This window comes from Novosphingobium sp. G106 (assembly GCF_019075875.1).
Lineage (GTDB): Bacteria > Pseudomonadota > Alphaproteobacteria > Sphingomonadales > Sphingomonadaceae > Novosphingobium.
Genome location: NZ_JAHOOZ010000001.1, coordinates 4659780 through 4672183, shown reverse-complemented (window position 1 = coordinate 4672183; position 12404 = coordinate 4659780). Strand labels below are relative to the sequence as shown.

Annotated in this window: 14 protein-coding genes and 1 pseudogene; 9 read left to right on the top strand and 6 right to left on the bottom strand. The window is 61.8% G+C overall.

Going from position 1 to position 12404, the window contains the following annotated elements; all coding sequences use genetic code 11:
- Window positions 1–154: 154 nt before the first annotated feature.
- Complete coding sequence (locus tag KRR38_RS22490; RefSeq protein ID WP_217405726.1) at window positions 155–382, bottom strand: AlpA family transcriptional regulator; 228 nt, start codon at window positions 380–382, stop codon at window positions 155–157.
- Between the two features lie 178 nt (window positions 383–560).
- Here KRR38_RS22490 and KRR38_RS22485 point away from each other — a divergent pair, with 178 nt between their 5' ends.
- From KRR38_RS22485 to KRR38_RS22470, 4 genes and pseudogenes are all read left to right on the top strand, one after another.
- Entirely contained in the window at window positions 561–1286 is a 726-nt protein-coding gene (locus KRR38_RS22485; RefSeq protein WP_217405725.1) for an NUDIX domain-containing protein, read from the top strand.
- A gap of 11 nt (window positions 1287–1297) precedes the next feature.
- Window positions 1298–2284 (top strand): SPFH domain-containing protein, encoded by a 987-nt coding sequence (locus tag KRR38_RS22480; protein ID WP_217405724.1) that lies wholly within the window; start codon window positions 1298–1300, stop codon window positions 2282–2284.
- Between the two features lie 11 nt (window positions 2285–2295).
- Complete coding sequence (locus KRR38_RS22475) at window positions 2296–3189, top strand: NAD(+)/NADH kinase (RefSeq protein WP_217405723.1); 894 nt, start codon at window positions 2296–2298, stop codon at window positions 3187–3189.
- Between the two features lie 300 nt (window positions 3190–3489).
- Window positions 3490–3967 (top strand): annotated as a pseudogene (locus tag KRR38_RS22470) (Hsp20 family protein).
- A gap of 97 nt (window positions 3968–4064) precedes the next feature.
- Here the strand turns inward: KRR38_RS22470 and KRR38_RS22465 are convergent.
- Genes KRR38_RS22465 through KRR38_RS22455 form a run of 3 tightly spaced genes read right to left on the bottom strand, consistent with a single transcriptional unit; the run spans window position 4065 to window position 4813 of the window.
- On the bottom strand, window positions 4065–4286 hold the full coding sequence (locus KRR38_RS22465) for a hypothetical protein (protein WP_217405722.1): 222 nt from the start codon (window positions 4284–4286) through the stop codon (window positions 4065–4067).
- A gap of 27 nt (window positions 4287–4313) precedes the next feature.
- On the bottom strand, window positions 4314–4580 hold the full coding sequence (locus KRR38_RS22460) for an usg protein (RefSeq protein ID WP_217405721.1): 267 nt from the start codon (window positions 4578–4580) through the stop codon (window positions 4314–4316).
- Window positions 4580–4813 (bottom strand): hypothetical protein, encoded by a 234-nt coding sequence (locus tag KRR38_RS22455; RefSeq protein WP_217405720.1) that lies wholly within the window; start codon window positions 4811–4813, stop codon window positions 4580–4582. Before KRR38_RS22455 ends, KRR38_RS22460 begins: the two co-directional genes overlap by 1 nt.
- A gap of 269 nt (window positions 4814–5082) precedes the next feature.
- On the opposite strand from KRR38_RS22455, the gene groES reads away from it, so the two are divergent.
- The 3 genes from groES (at window position 5083) to KRR38_RS22440 (ending at window position 7390) form a co-directional block, all read left to right on the top strand.
- Entirely contained in the window at window positions 5083–5397 is a 315-nt protein-coding gene (gene groES / locus KRR38_RS22450; protein ID WP_217405719.1) for a co-chaperone GroES, read from the top strand.
- 56 nt (window positions 5398–5453) lie between these two features.
- The gene (gene groL / locus KRR38_RS22445) at window positions 5454–7079 is read left to right on the top strand and encodes a chaperonin GroEL (protein ID WP_217405718.1); all 1626 of its coding nucleotides are present in this window, start codon (window positions 5454–5456) and stop codon (window positions 7077–7079) included.
- Window positions 7080–7204: 125 nt separating this feature from the next.
- Window positions 7205–7390, top strand: coding sequence for a YdcH family protein (locus KRR38_RS22440; RefSeq protein WP_217405717.1), 186 nt, complete (start codon window positions 7205–7207; stop codon window positions 7388–7390).
- Between the two features lie 214 nt (window positions 7391–7604).
- Here KRR38_RS22440 and KRR38_RS22435 read toward each other — a convergent pair whose 3' ends face one another.
- Complete coding sequence (locus KRR38_RS22435) at window positions 7605–7904, bottom strand: DUF1153 domain-containing protein (protein WP_217405716.1); 300 nt, start codon at window positions 7902–7904, stop codon at window positions 7605–7607.
- 202 nt (window positions 7905–8106) lie between these two features.
- Between KRR38_RS22435 and KRR38_RS37855 the strand changes: the two genes are divergently transcribed.
- The gene (locus KRR38_RS37855) at window positions 8107–8301 is read left to right on the top strand and encodes a hypothetical protein (protein WP_375293432.1); all 195 of its coding nucleotides are present in this window, start codon (window positions 8107–8109) and stop codon (window positions 8299–8301) included.
- Window positions 8302–8498: 197 nt separating this feature from the next.
- On the opposite strand, the gene KRR38_RS22430 is transcribed toward KRR38_RS37855, so the two are convergent.
- Window positions 8499–8810: a hypothetical protein gene (locus KRR38_RS22430; protein ID WP_217405715.1), complete on the bottom strand. Its 312-nt coding sequence runs from the start codon at window positions 8808–8810 to the stop codon at window positions 8499–8501.
- Between the two features lie 262 nt (window positions 8811–9072).
- Between KRR38_RS22430 and KRR38_RS22425 the strand changes: the two genes are divergently transcribed.
- On the top strand, window positions 9073–9768 hold the full coding sequence (locus KRR38_RS22425; protein WP_217405714.1) for a hypothetical protein: 696 nt from the start codon (window positions 9073–9075) through the stop codon (window positions 9766–9768).
- The last annotated feature ends 2636 nt before the right edge of the window (window positions 9769–12404 follow it).

Here is a 12404-nt window from a genome sequence, read left to right as displayed (position 1 = left end):
GGCGCGAGGGCCAGGAACCTTCTGAAACGACGCTTTCGCTACTCGGTTACCCCGAGCGACAGCAGGCACTCGCCTTGGCTCGCCTCACTGGGCAGCGCCGCGTGCGGCGGGTGTATGAAGCGCCAATGCACCAAGGCGGCAAGCGCTCGGGTCCTCAGTCTCCGTCGCTCGGTATCCGCGTGCTCTCCGACCAGGCATCAAGGTCGTCGATATGATATCGGACGTATCGCCCATGCCGGCGAAAGCGTGGCCCGTCGCCGCGGCTTCGCAGCCGTTCCATCTGCCGGTTGGACATGCGCAGATAATGGGCCGCCTGCGGGGAATTCAAAAACGGATGGCCGCTGCGGGCCCGCTCCGCCCGGGCATCTTCGTCATCGCTCATGCCGCGCGTCTCGTTGGTAAGCGCTGAGAGAGCGCCTAACCAACATTACTTTCGGGCCGCGCGCCATCCCTCGATCGAGGGGGTTTTCGGAATTTCGCACACTCGGACTCTTATTCTCATTTGACATATATCCATTTTGCGTATAACTAATATGCATGACGCATATAAGGCTTTTGCCATGACCGAAGACGAGTTCCTTGCCAGCTATGATCCGGCTGTCTTCGCACGGCCCTCGGTCACCGTTGACCTCGTTCTCATGACGATGGTCGAGGGCGTTCCTGCTGCGCTTCTGCGCCGACGCGAGGAGCATCCGTTCCTGGGGCAATGGGCGTTGCCAGGGGGATTTGTCGGTATCGACGAAGGCCTGGACGAAGCGGCACTCCGGCTGCTCGGGACAGAGGCGCACCTCGAAGATGCCTATATCGAGCAGCTCTACACTTTCGGCGCTCCAAAGCGCGATCCTCGAACCCGCGTTGTCACGATCGCTTATTTCGCATTGCTGCCGGCGGATCGGTTCGCGGCCGCCCTCAAGCAGAGCGCCGAACTGACGCTTGCCGAGCTCACCATCCCCTGGGCGGGAGAGGTCGGCGGCCTGGTCACCGCCTGCGATGATCAGGGAGAAGTGCTCCCTTTGGCCTTCGACCACGCCGATATTCTCGGTCTCGCGATCAAGCGCCTGCGGGGAAAGCTCGACTATTCGCCGATCGCCTTTGCGCTGTTGCGCGAGCTGTTCACGCTGCGCCAGTTGCAGGATGTCCATGAAGCGATCCTCGGTGTGCGACTGAACAAGCCCGCCTTTCGGCGCCGCATGCTCGACCGCGGCTGGCTTGAAGGCACCGGCGAACGCGAGGCAGGCACTTCGTTCCGACCCGCGGAACTCTACCGTTTCAAGCCAATCGATTGAGGGAGGCAAAGATGGCCCAGATTACGAGCTTCGGTTTCTTCGCGCAGCTGCGCAGCGATGCCAGCCACCACGTCATCCGCTACCGCAATGGCCGTGTCCGTCAGAGCGGCCGCGGCCTGGTCTTCTGGTTCAGGCCGGAAACCGCCAGCATTGCCGAGGTCCCGATGGACGATCGCGAGACGACACTCTTCGTCAAGGGGCGCAGTGCCGACTTCCAGGCGGTCAATGTCCAGGGCGCGATCGGGTGGCGCGTGGTGGAGCCCGAGCGGCTTGCCGAGCGCATCGATTTCACCATCGGCTTGGCCAATGGCCAATATATCCGCGAACCCATCGAGCGGATCGAGACGCGTCTAGCGGGCCTCGTAAACCAGGCGACGCTGCAATATCTCGCTGAAGCCCCCGTACGCGCTCTCCTCGATGCCGGGGTCGAACCGCTGCGCCAGCGGCTCGAACAGGCGCTCGCCAATGATCCGACGCTCGCCGAGATCGGCCTCGCCGTCGTGGCTGTACGCCTCAACAATCTTGCACCGAGCAGCGAACTGGAACGCGCGCTTCAGACGCCGACCTTCGAGCAGCTACAGCAAAAGGCGGACGAGGCGATGTTCGAGCGCCGGGCGCTCGCGGTCGACAAGGAGCGCGCGATCGCGGAGAACGAACTGTCCAACAAGACCGAGCTCGCACGGCGCGAAAAACAGCTGATCGCCGAGGAGGCGGAGAATGCCCGCAACCGCGCGACGGGACTTGCGGAAGCCCAGCAGATCGAGGCGGGAGCCGAGGCCGGACGCATCCGCACGATTGAGAGCGCCAAGGCAGAGACGGAGCAGGCGCACATCGCGATCTACCGCGACCTTCCACCCGCGGTCCTCCTTGGTCTTGCGGCTCGGGAACTGGCCGGCAATCTCGACACGATCGAGCACCTGAACGTCACGCCCGACCTGCTGGCGACGATTATGCGCGAGTTCCGGCAAGCGCCTCCAGCGGCGATCACGGCTAAATAGGCGGCGCGATCATGACCACCACCGCACCCCGGGCCGTGTTCGTGACGCGCGAGACCGACTATGAGCTTCTGCTCGCGCGGCATGCCACGCGCGAGCAGGCGCGTTTCTATCTCGAGACGCGCGGGCAGAGGTTGGCTGATCTCGAGGCGCGCCACGCAAAGTTCCAGGCTGTGCTGCGCCAGGCGCGCGCCTCGGCGCCCGCCGATTGGCGGCAGGCCCTGGTACGCCGCGCCGACCTCGACCGCTTCCTGTTCGCGCCCGACGATGTGATCATCGCGGTCGGCCAGGATGGCCTGATCGCAAACGTCGCCAAATATTTGAGCGGGCAGCCGGTGCTGGGAGTGAACCCGGCGCCGGATCTTTACGACGGCGTTCTGGTGCGAGTGCCGCTCGGTAATTTGCACCGGGCTCTGCGCGCTTCTCACCACGGGGACATCACGATCGAAGAGCGGACGATGGTCGAAGCCGTGCTCGACACGGGCGAAACTCTCGTCGCGCTGAACGAGCTATTCGTCGGCCACCGCAGCCACCAATCGGCGCGCTATCGCATTGCGATTGGTGATAGCGCCGAGAACCATTCGTCGAGTGGGCTGATCGTTGCTTCCGGCACAGGTGCGACCGGTTGGGCGCGATCGATCATGGAGGCGACCGGCAACCCGATCCTGCTTTCGCCGCAAGAGCATGCAGTTGCCTATTTCGTTCGCGAGCCATTCCCGAGCGTCGCCACCGCGACCACGATGCGCGCCGGCAAACTGGATGGGGCACCGCTGAGCGTCACCTCGCATATGAACGAAGGCGGCGTTATTTTCGCCGATGGCATCGAGCAGGACTATCTCGCGTTCGACTGGGGCCGGCAGGTGTCCTTGCAGCCATCGGGGCGCATGTTGAGGTTGGTAACAGCCTAGCTGCGCCGTCAGCGGATCGCGCTCATCGCGGCTTCAAACCTGATAAGCCAACAGGGTAAGGAATATCGGCAGCCGCCGGCTCTTGTGCCATTCAAAGCCCGCTGCATGGCGTCTGATAGCGGACGCACGTTCATCCTAATTTTTTGGGCAATGAGATGATCGATCACTCTTGAAATTGCCGAAGCCAAAATTAGCTAGCCGGTGCCGGATGCCGCGTTCGGGTCCGGTGGACATAGAGGGCACCGGCTCTGTGTTCCGGTGCATCTCAAGTCCGAATTGCTTCGATAGGAGGATTTGGAAATGAGAACCAACTTCGACTTTGCGCCCTATCGGCGTTCCTCGGTCGGCTTCGACCGGCTCTTCGATCTCCTGGAAACCGGATCGCGCGCTGAAGTGCCCGATGGCTTTCCCCCCCTTCGATATCCTGAAGGACGGGGAAGACAGCTACCGCATTACGCTCGCGGTGGCCGGTTTCCGGCCCGAAGACATCGAGGTCGTCGCCCAGCAGAACCTGCTGACGGTGACAGGCAAGCGCTCCGATGACGATACCAGCGGTGAATATCTGCACCGCGGTATCGCCACGCGCTCTTTCGAGCGCCGCTTCCAGCTTGCCGACTTTATCGAGGCTGGCAACGCAACCTTCGAGCACGGTTTGCTCACGATCGCGCTGAGGCGCGTGGTGCCAGAAGCGATGAAGCCGCGGCGTATCGAGATCGGCGGCAAGGCCGCCAACGATCGCATCGAAGGCCCGAAGGATGAGGCGCGCGACGCGGCCTGATCCCGGGATGTGAAGGGCTTGCCGGCGCCACCTTCTCGGTGGCCCGGCAAGCTACGCAATTCTTGCGATTTTCGGTGCGGCTACAATAGGCTCGTGCTTAGCCTGGGTCCTGGCCGATGGCATACCACTGCCCGCCGGCAGTTCTAACAAAAGTTGCGCCGAAGCTGCCGTCCTCGCTTGCGATGGAATAGCGCTCGCTCCCGCTTTGCTCGCGCAGCCAGGACTGCGCCCAGTCGAGTGCTGCGAAGTTGCTGGGCATTTCGGTTTCACCGATCGGGCTTCCTGCCCGGCGATCGGCCGAGTAAAGTCGGTAGATCATCGCTCCCTCATTTGCAGAATTTCAAGATTAGATTGGCCTGATCGCGTCGAGGTTCCGCCAGCGAGGCGGCCCGACATCGCGGCGATGGGCGACCCTGACCGAATGCAAAATCCCATCGATTTCTCTGTGCCAATGGCCGAGGAAGAGGTGAAGCGCCGGAAAGTCCGGCGCTTCGTCATAGTCCTGCCAGATGAAAAGCTGCAGCAGGCTCGGATAGTCTGGCAGGAAATAGTGGATTTCTGCCGTCGTCAGCGCGCTGCCCTGAAGCTGCTTCAGCAGATCGGAACCGGCCATCACTGCAGGCTCGGAGGCTGCGAATTGCTATCCAGAGCGTGAAGCGCGGCCAGTACATCATCGATGGGTATCGGCTCATCCAGTCCAGCTGGCTGGCGAAGGGCTGGGTGGTCCGGAACGGCGACGCGGTCCGAAGCCCAGGAGGCGAGGATTGCGCGTTTCACCTCGGGCTCCAGCGTAGGGTGGTGGACGACGTCGAAGGGATGAACGAAGCGGGAGACGGTCTGCGACATGCTATCCTCCTTTCAGATGGTCGCTCCTTCTCGGCGGCGGCATTAAGGCCCCGCCTTTCTAGAATTTTGGATCTGCTCGCCGGCAAGTCAAGACCCACCGAGAGCGCAAGCTGCTGAGAACATGCACTTCTGGCACTCTTGGCGCACGACTGCCAAAAAATTTTTCGCACCCTCTTGATCGGGAAAAGCGAGTTTCATATTTCTGCGCCGCCTCCTGCCCGCAAGGGAGGAGGTTCATGACATCAACGTTTTGCATCTGGAGGTTATGCATGCATTTCCGCCCCTTGCACGACCGTGTGGTCGTCCGCCGTATCGAAGCCGAGGAGAAGACCTCGGGCGGCATCATCATTCCCGACACCGCCAAGGAAAAGCCGCAGGAAGGCGAAGTCGTCGCCGTCGGCCCGGGCGCGCGAGACGATGCCGGCCGGCTGGTCGAGCTCTCGGTCAAGGCCGGCGACCGCGTTCTGTTCGGCAAATGGTCGGGGACCGAAGTCAAGATCGCCGGCGAGGATCTGCTCATCATGAAGGAGAGCGACATCCTCGGCGTGGTCGAGACCCAGGCCCAGCTCAAGCAGGCGGCCTGAGGCCCCCCGCTTGTCCTCAAACATTGGAAGGAAATCTGGAAAGGAGTTGAGGTATTATGGCTGCCAAGGAAGTGAAGTTTGCGTCTGACGCGCGTGATCGCATGCTGCGCGGCGTGGATACGCTTGCAAATGCAGTGAAGGTGACCCTGGGCCCCAAGGGCCGCAACGTGGTCATCGAGAAGTCGTTCGGCGCGCCGCGCATCACCAAGGACGGCGTCACTGTCGCCAAGGAAATCGAGCTCAAGGACAAGTTCGAGAACATGGGCGCCCAGATGCTGCGCGAAGTGGCATCGAAGCAGAACGACAAGGCCGGCGACGGTACGACGACGGCAACCGTGCTTGCCCAGGCCATCGTGCGTGAAGGCTCGAAGGCAGTCTCTGCGGGCATGAACCCCATGGACCTGAAGCGGGGCATCGACATCGCGGTCAGCGCGGTGGTCAAGGATCTCGAGGCCCATGCCCGGAAGGTCAGCGCCAACAGCGAGATAGCGCAAGTCGCGACCATCTCGGCGAACGGGGACGAGGAAGTCGGCCGCATTCTCGCCGAGGCGATGGAGAAGGTCGGCAACGAGGGCGTCATCACGGTCGAGGAGGCGAAGAGCCTCGCGACCGAACTCGAGACCGTCGAGGGCATGCAGTTCGACCGCGGCTATCTCTCACCCTACTTCGTGACCAACGCCGAGAAGCTCAAGGTCGAGCTCGAGGACCCCTACATTCTCATCCACGAGAAGAAGCTTTCGAACCTCCAGGCGCTCATCCCGCTGCTCGAGCAGGTGGTGCAGTCGGGCCGTCCGCTGCTCATCATCGCCGAGGACGTCGAAGGCGAGGCCCTGGCAACGCTGGTGGTCAACAGGCTGCGCGGAGGCCTCAAGGTCGCCGCGGTCAAGGCGCCGGGCTTTGGCGATCGCCGCAAGGCGATGCTGGAGGACATCGCTGTCCTTACGGCCGGCAATGTCGTCAGCGAGGAGCTGGGTACCAAGCTCGAAAGCGTCACGCTCGGCATGCTCGGCAGAGCGAAGAAGGTCATCATCGACAAGGACAACACGACCGTCGTCGATGGCGCCGGCGCTCGCTCCGACATTGATGCTCGCGTTTCCCAGATCCGCGCGCAGATCGAGACCACGACGAGCGACTACGACCGCGAGAAGCTGCAGGAACGCGTGGCCAAGCTCGCGGGCGGGGTCGCGGTCATCCGGGTCGGCGGCGCGACCGAGGTCGAGGTCAAGGAGAAGAAGGACCGTGTCGACGACGCGCTCCATGCCACCCGGGCCGCGGTCGAGGAAGGCGTCCTTCCGGGCGGCGGCATTCCGCTGCTTCGCGCGCTCAAGGCGCTCGATGGTCTGAAGGCTGCGAACGACGACCAGCAGTCCGGCATCGACATCGTGCGCCGCGCCCTTCGCGCACCGGCACGGCAGATTGCCGACAATGCCGGCGAGGACGGCGCGTTCATCGTCGGCAAGCTGCTCGAGAGCGAGGACTACACCTGGGGCTTCAATGCCGCGACCGGCGAATACCAGGACCTCGTCCAGGCCGGCGTGATCGATCCGGCCAAGGTCGTGCGCACCGCGCTGCAGGACGCCGCATCGGTGGCCTCGCTCCTGATCACCACCGAGGCGCTCGTGGCCGAAGCGCCCAAGGACGAGAATGCCTCGTCTGGTGCCGTTCCGGCGATGGACTTCTGAGTGAAATGGAGGGCTCGGTATTGCCGAGCCTTCCCCTTCCACGCGGTGCCGCGCGAGCCCCTGAAGCCATCGGGCAGAGCGGGATCACAATGCGTACATCATCAACTTTCGATAGGGAGACGACGATGTCCGACCACTATTTGAACTATCTGGAGCGCGAACACGCGCGCTTGGAAGCGGAAATTCAGGCCGAGGAACGTCGGCCTTATCCCGCCCCATTCTTGGTTGCTCGGTTGAAGAAGCTCAAGCTTGCGGTGAAGGATCAGATCGCAGCTTGGACGGCGGAAGAAAGCCGCAGCCGCGCAGCCTGAATTTCGTGAGGCGGGATCGATGAGGTCCCGCCCAATCGGCAATTTTCGAGCCCCTTGAGCCTGCTGTTGCTATGGCGCACGGCGGCGCCCAGCAGGTGCAACCTGAGAAGGAATCGTCGGGAGGGTCGCCGACAGCGCCGCCGTACAAACCGTCTTGAAAGGCGGATTATAGCCTCCGCCCATTCATCTGGATGCGTGCGATTCCGAGCCGCAGCTAGAAGCGCTGCTGCCGCTCCCATAGATCGCGGTACCGCCTGGACTGCGTCACCATGAGTGCCGGCATACCCGCGCGTTCGACCGCGCGCTGCCAGCCCGTCAGTTCCTCGAGTTCCAATTTGTAGCGATCGCAAGCCTCGTCAATCGACAGCAGACCACCGTGCACGGCCGCGACTACTTCCGCCTTGCGCCTGGCCACCCAACGGCTTGTGTTGGAGGGCGGCAGCGTCTCAAGGGTTAGCCACTCCCCTAGCGGTCCTATTACGGCTGTCGGCCGAGAGTTCTGATTTTGCGGCATCCCATCTCCCGAAATATGCAGGGGTCGAGCCTCGGGATCAGTGCCTGCTGTCGGGGAAGAACGGTCGCGGGGCTCGCAGGTTAAGTGCAGTCTTCGTTTTCGCCGCGGAGTGAAAACCAATTAACAACCCGGACAGTTGCGATCAGGTTCAGCGTGATTAGTATCGTGCACCTGCTTGGGGTGAACCACTGGTGACTTGCCTATGACCGAGGACCAGCAGCTGTGGGCGTGCGCGTTAGAGGTCGAGCGCCAGCACGGGGAAAATGCATCGCAATTCGCGTTCAGCCGCGCTGATGCACTCGATGCCGAAGGTGCTTTTGAGGGCGCCCGGACGTGGAGGTCGATACAGCAACGGATCTGCGAGCTGGGCGATAGAAGCGACCGTACTCGCCAGTAGCCCCCCGCAAGCTAGGCGATCGAAATCCTGGGCTGCCGACGCCGACACAGCGGTCTCTCAATCGACCAACGGGAATTCCTCGACCAGTAGCCTGTTCAGCCGACATCGCCGGCAGCGGCTCCGGGGTCAATCGACTGACCGTCGAAGCTCAGTGTTCAACGCCAACGCAAAGCAGTGAGAGAGAGAACTGGAGTCTGCTAGGCTAAATCAGGCATCCCAAATGCCTCAGCGAATCTGCTCGCATCCTCGAGATTGCTAAACCTGTATCCGGCACTGCCCGATATGCGCTGGCGAGCATCCAGGGTTGGTTCCCTGCGTACGATTTCGACCCATGCGCGGAAGTTTCCCCGGGTTTTCTCTGAAAGCCAGCGTAACATCCTTCCCGTCCCGACATTTCCTGCTTCAGCTTCCGCCTCGATCAGACCTTTCCAGATGGAATTAGCGGCGGACTGCACATCAGCCTGAGCGGCTACGGTGTCGCTAAAGTGCCGGACGGCGACGAATATCATGCGATCCCCTCATTCGAGCTTACCCGATTGTTAGTTATGAGTTTCGTGGATCATAACGATACTCCGTGGAGCTCTGCAAGGGGATGAGCTGCCTGGCGCTTAAAGCGGGACCAGCCCGGAGCGGTTGCGGGGAGGCTCGGCAGACGGCGTTGCCGGTGCTCGGCCTTTGAAAATTTTCTCATTTAAAATGGATGCTTTTCCTCTTCTCGCTCGTTCTCCCCACGCAAGGGCAACCAGCCACTGAAGAATATGGGAGAACACCATGAAGACCATTATCCTCGCGAGCGCGGCTACACTGGCCCTCGCGGTTCCGGCATCGGCGCAAATCCTCGGCGGCGCTGGCGGCGTGGTCGGCGGTGCAGGAAGTACCGTTGGCGGCACGCTTGGAACGGACATCGGCCGTACGACGGGATCGGTCAGCAGCTCGACCGACGCGGCAACGCGCGGAAGTGCCTCGGTCGATCACCGCCGGGGCTCGGCGAGCGCAACCGGATCGGCGACCGGCAACAACTCGACTTCGGCCACTAGCACGGTCGCGAACACGACCGGGCATGGCGCCGGATCGGTAAGCCAGAACGTCGGGGGTAGCGCGAACGCCCAGCTTGTCGGAACAGACGCCGTTCGGGATAGCGTGGGCAATGTCCGACAGACGACGACCGGCGCTGCTCAGAGCGCGACGGGTCATGCTTCGATGCTCGCGGCTCGGGGGAGCGCGGCTGCTTCCAGGGCAGGGCATTTCGCGGTTTCGCGCGGCATGATGGTGCGTGATCGCGCCGGCCAGACCGTCGGCCGCGTCCGATCGGTCGCAACCGATCGTGCCGGCGCCGTGCGCACGCTCGTGGTGAACACCGCACGTGGTCCGGTGACGTTGCCCGCAGCGAACTTCGAAGGTTCAGGCAATGTCCTGGTCAGCGCTATGCAAACCAGCGATGTTACCGCTTCGGCTCAGCGTCGCTGACCGAGAGGCGGGACCGGGGGCGAGCTTTCGTTTCCGGTCCCGTCGGTCAGGACGCAACCTGATCGCTGCGCTGGTTTGAACCCAAGGCCGACTTTGCAATTTGAAATTGCGCCCCCTTTTGCCGGCGACCGGCCGCGAGGAGCGCGCCGGTGCGGCTAAACCGGCTATCTGTCATAGGATGGCGTGCATCGGTGTTCCCGCGATATTGGCAGCGCTCTTCTGACCCCATCCGCAATGCGCCCAGCGCTCAGCAGGCAAGTGCCACCGACGCGATTTCGTCGACGACGTTCTCGGGAGGTCCGCCGCCGATCGCTCCAACAATGGAGCCGGGTGCCGTTAGCTGGGCCGAAAGACCATCATCGAATTGATTGGCCACCTGGAACCAGACCGGCAGCCCGGAGTTTGATGTGCGTCCCGGCCGAGGTCGAGATATCGGCAGAGGCCGCGGCACAATCTTGCCAACGTTAGAGGTCGATATGCATCTGCCATCCATTCTTCTCGCGCTGATATTCCTGGTCGGCTTCGCAGGGTGCGTCCTTCGCTGGTATTATTCCGAGCCTCAGATCAAACGTCGCGATGAGCGGCGTAGGACGCTCGGCCCTTACCGACGCTGGGACTGGTGAATCTGCGATTTTGTGCGGAAAAAGCCTGCGCGAGACGAGGTCGCCGGGCTAGCGGCCTCGTCTTCAGCAGCTTAACAACTCAGTCAGGGCGGTCACTCGGGCAGGATTGCCAGTCGACCGACCTAGCCCCGCTGCATGGAGCGTGGAAGCGGCAGCGGGGCTTTTCGATCTGTGGTGAGTGAATGCGCGATGCTGGCAATCCGTCACTGTTCGACGACATGGCTAGCGTGTTCGGTCGCACTCTCCGTTGGATCCGGCGCCGATGGATCGAACGCTCCCAGCGCGCCGGCGGGTCCGGCCGCCTTCTTATCACGGGACGCGGAACCATCAGCCCGTGTGACGCGCTTACCCATCAGCTGTCGCCGTTGCCGCGGTTTTCTCCCTGATGCTTTTGCGTCAGCGGCGGCAGTAATAACCACAAAGGAATAGGGACTGCCTGAGAAGAGCACCATTGAACGCGCAATCGAGCTAGCGCGAGCTGGTCCGTGCAAAGACGTCCAAGAGATCCGCGCCCAACTCGCAAGGGAGCGCTATTCCAACATAATGGAACATCTGACTGGTCTCTCGATCCGAAGCCAGTTAGTGGCCCTTATTCGCGAAAAGACCGGTGGGAAGCGAAGAGCAACGAGCTCTCCGCCGGCGCGATCGGCCATGTCGGATACCTTGCCATCGCCTAACCAGGACCCAGGCGTTGACCGCGCAAAAAGGGCGGCCCGAAGGCCGCCTCGCAGTTATGGCTAGGTGAAGCCATTGGGTCGCGCCGGGATCACTAGCGTTAGCTAACCGTCCAGACTTGTCGAAACGCGACAAAAATAGGCAGCAATAAATCCATTTCGGATGAGCCTCCGACTTAGGCGAGGCTCCGCCTCGCCCTTTCCTGAAATGGTCCATTTGGCTGGATGATCGGCAACCTTTCGGTCGACCATTCGCTTGGGGGGGGACGGGCTGCTGCCGTGGGATCGGCGCCACCGGTTTTAGTCGGCGGCAGTTTTTTGAAATTGGGACGTCACAATGCACGTTGCGCTCATGCTGCTGCGGTGTTCACGCTCCTTTCCGGCCTGCTCCTTTCAGCCCGTTCGTATCACTCTGAGGACCAACTCCGGCTACGCGAGGCGCAGGCTAAAACTCTGCATCCGTACAAGCCTTGATGCTGACTGATGGCTGACGACCTTGCGGCCAACTTCGCGCGGCACTGAGCGGGATGTCGCCCTCGCGATGGGAACAGTGCCAATATTCTTGGATGCCCGCCCAGTCGCTTTGTTAGAATTTAACCGATGAAGCCTCCCGTCTCGACCGCTTAGGCCAAATGCGCCCGAGCTCGCCGTTTGGCTTCCAGCGACCGCACTCACCGGTCTGAACCCAATGTTCTGCGTGTCGCCGGTGGGGTGGGACTGCGCTATGACAGAATTCGTCTCGCACCGCATGGCGGCGAGCCGGAGACGTACCTCTTTGAGTTGGGTCCAACCGGTATGTGCTTTAGCATTTCTGCCGCATTTTTTGGGACGCAGGGAAGTGCCAACAGCGCGCAATCAGGCGAAATTTTCCGTTTCAATAACGCGTGCGTATCGCCGTTTCCCCAAGTCTCGTGCGATCCACCTCCCGAGTATTTTTGGTCCCGCGACGCTGGCCGCCAGCCCAGGGAACGTTTTTGCTTTGGATTGCAGATGGTAGGTTCAAATTAACCGTCAATCTTTTTACAGGCCGGAACTTCTGATCCTCCAGCTTAGTTCGACTTGGGGTCAACGAGTGGAGTGGAATGGACAGAGGCTATTGCGCGCAGATCGATCTGGCGTCGCTCTGGGAAGATACCGTATCTGCGTACGCGCAAGAGGGAGTAGCGCTCACCGCGTCGGAGCAGATGTTTTTCCGCGGTGCTCCATTAGACCATGTGCTTAAATATGAGCAGCAGCTACGCTACCGCCGCCAGGCGAGAATGCATCACATCAGCCAAGCGAGGCGAATTCTTTGCTAAGCTGATCCGATTTATCTGTGACGCCAAATAAACCAGACAGT

What these genes read in the sequence shown, in the direction of transcription:
- groL (WP_217405718.1), top strand. Translation starts at nt 5,454, where the DNA reads ATGGCTGCCAAGGAAGTGAAGTTTGCGTCTGACGCGCGTGATCGCATG.
- KRR38_RS22475 (WP_217405723.1), top strand. Translation starts at nt 2,296, where the DNA reads ATGACCACCACCGCACCCCGGGCCGTGTTCGTGACGCGCGAGACCGAC.
- groES (WP_217405719.1), top strand. Translation starts at nt 5,083, where the DNA reads ATGCATTTCCGCCCCTTGCACGACCGTGTGGTCGTCCGCCGTATCGAA.
- KRR38_RS37855 (WP_375293432.1), top strand. Translation starts at nt 8,107, where the DNA reads ATGACCGAGGACCAGCAGCTGTGGGCGTGCGCGTTAGAGGTCGAGCGC.
- KRR38_RS22425 (WP_217405714.1), top strand. Translation starts at nt 9,073, where the DNA reads ATGAAGACCATTATCCTCGCGAGCGCGGCTACACTGGCCCTCGCGGTT.
- KRR38_RS22435 (WP_217405716.1), bottom strand. Translation starts at nt 7,904, where the DNA reads ATGCCGCAAAATCAGAACTCTCGGCCGACAGCCGTAATAGGACCGCTA.
- KRR38_RS22490 (WP_217405726.1), bottom strand. Translation starts at nt 382, where the DNA reads ATGAGCGATGACGAAGATGCCCGGGCGGAGCGGGCCCGCAGCGGCCAT.
- KRR38_RS22465 (WP_217405722.1), bottom strand. Translation starts at nt 4,286, where the DNA reads ATGATCTACCGACTTTACTCGGCCGATCGCCGGGCAGGAAGCCCGATC.
- KRR38_RS22485 (WP_217405725.1), top strand. Translation starts at nt 561, where the DNA reads ATGACCGAAGACGAGTTCCTTGCCAGCTATGATCCGGCTGTCTTCGCA.
- KRR38_RS22430 (WP_217405715.1), bottom strand. Translation starts at nt 8,810, where the DNA reads ATGATATTCGTCGCCGTCCGGCACTTTAGCGACACCGTAGCCGCTCAG.
- KRR38_RS22460 (WP_217405721.1), bottom strand. Translation starts at nt 4,580, where the DNA reads ATGGCCGGTTCCGATCTGCTGAAGCAGCTTCAGGGCAGCGCGCTGACG.
- KRR38_RS22480 (WP_217405724.1), top strand. Translation starts at nt 1,298, where the DNA reads ATGGCCCAGATTACGAGCTTCGGTTTCTTCGCGCAGCTGCGCAGCGAT.
- KRR38_RS22455 (WP_217405720.1), bottom strand. Translation starts at nt 4,813, where the DNA reads ATGTCGCAGACCGTCTCCCGCTTCGTTCATCCCTTCGACGTCGTCCAC.
- KRR38_RS22440 (WP_217405717.1), top strand. Translation starts at nt 7,205, where the DNA reads ATGTCCGACCACTATTTGAACTATCTGGAGCGCGAACACGCGCGCTTG.